Source organism: Pseudomonas sp. P5_A2_2 (assembly GCF_054177685.1).
Window position 1 is genome coordinate 1 of record NZ_JBGCUL010001029.1, and the last position, 1527, is coordinate 1527.

Genomic DNA, 1527 nt, shown 5'->3' on the forward strand with positions numbered 1-1527 from the left:
ATCCTCGATGGTCAGCGCTCGTTCGTCTTGGAATACCGGTTCAGTCTCTGCGAGGCTGATGCCTTGGTGCTTGAGTTTGTTGGCTGCGTTCTTTGCCTTGTGGACCTGAATTTCGAATGTCTTCATTATGCATACTTTATATGTATAAAAAAGGGGCGGGCCTTACCGATGGTCGCCAGGAATTCGAAAGACTAGTCAGCACCCGAGTTTGGACAGGGAGGGATGTATTTCAAGGTTTTTTGGCGGGGCCTGGAGGGTGGGTAGCAGGTGGAAATGGACAGGTATCCATTTTGTGACTGATAAGTTGTATACAACTCTATAGACATTTGTCACGACTATTGAATACAGTGTGCGAATAACAAAAACCAGGGAACCCCCTACCATGAAAACGCCCCATGTTTCACACCAACGGCCCGAGGACGAAAATCTTGGGATCGGCGCGAATATGGCTTATGGCCTGCAACATGTTCTAACCATGTATGGCGGTATTGTCGCGGTGCCATTGATCATCGGCCAGGCGGCCGGGCTCTCGCCGGCGGACATCGGTTTGTTGATTGCTGCTTCATTGTTTGCGGGGGGGCTGGCAACGTTGCTGCAAACCCTGGGTTTACCGTTTTTTGGTTGTCAATTGCCGCTGGTACAGGGCGTGTCCTTCTCCGGCGTCGCGACCATGGTGGCGATTGTCAGCAGTGGCGGGGAGGGCGGGTTTCAGTCGGTGTTGGGTGCGGTGATAGCGGCGTCCCTGATCGGATTGCTGATAACCCCGGTGTTCTCGCGTATCACCAGGTTCTTCCCGCCGCTGGTGACCGGCATCGTGATTACCACCATCGGCCTGACGCTGATGCCGGTAGCCGCGCGCTGGGCCATGGGCGGCAACAGCCATGCACCGGAATTCGGCAGCGTGGCGAACATCGGCCTGGCGGCGGTAACGCTGGTGCTGGTGCTGCTGCTGAGCAAAATCGGCAGTGCGACCATCTCCCGCCTGTCGATTCTGCTGGCCATGGTGATCGGCACGATCATCGCGGTGTTCCTCGGCATGGCGGATTTCTCGTCCGTAACCCAGGGCCCGATGTTCGGCTTCCCGACGCCGTTCCACTTCGGCATGCCGACCTTTCACTTCGCTGCGATCCTGTCGATGTGCATCGTGGTGATGGTGACGCTGGTGGAGACCTCGGCGGACATTCTGGCCGTCGGTGAGATCATCGGCACCAAGGTCGATTCCAAGCGCCTGGGCAACGGTCTGCGCGCCGACATGCTGTCGAGCATGTTCGCGCCGATCTTCGGTTCGTTCACCCAGAGCGCCTTCGCCCAGAACGTCGGCCTGGTGGCTGTCACCGGCATCAAGAGCCGCTACGTGGTGGCCACTGGCGGTCTGTTCCTGGTGATCCTCGGCCTGCTGCCGTTCATGGGCCGGGTTATCGCCGCCGTGCCGACCTCGGTACTGGGTGGCGCCGGCATCGTGCTGTTCGGCACTGTTGCGGCCAGCGGCATTCGGACCTTGTCCAAGGTCGACTACCGCAACAACGT

At 58.4% G+C, this 1527-nt stretch carries 2 protein-coding genes; one reads left to right on the forward strand and one right to left on the reverse strand.

Annotated features, from left to right (window positions below; genetic code table 11):
- Positions 1-126, reverse strand: a 126-nt coding sequence (locus ACXRVY_RS28480) for a BrnT family toxin (RefSeq protein ID WP_458238888.1), incomplete at its 3' end; no start/stop codon positions are given.
- A gap of 256 nt (positions 127-382) precedes the next feature.
- Between ACXRVY_RS28480 and ACXRVY_RS28485 the strand changes: the two genes are divergently transcribed.
- A partial coding sequence (locus ACXRVY_RS28485; RefSeq protein ID WP_458238887.1) for a nucleobase:cation symporter-2 family protein occupies positions 383-1527 on the forward strand: 1145 nt, incomplete at its 3' end.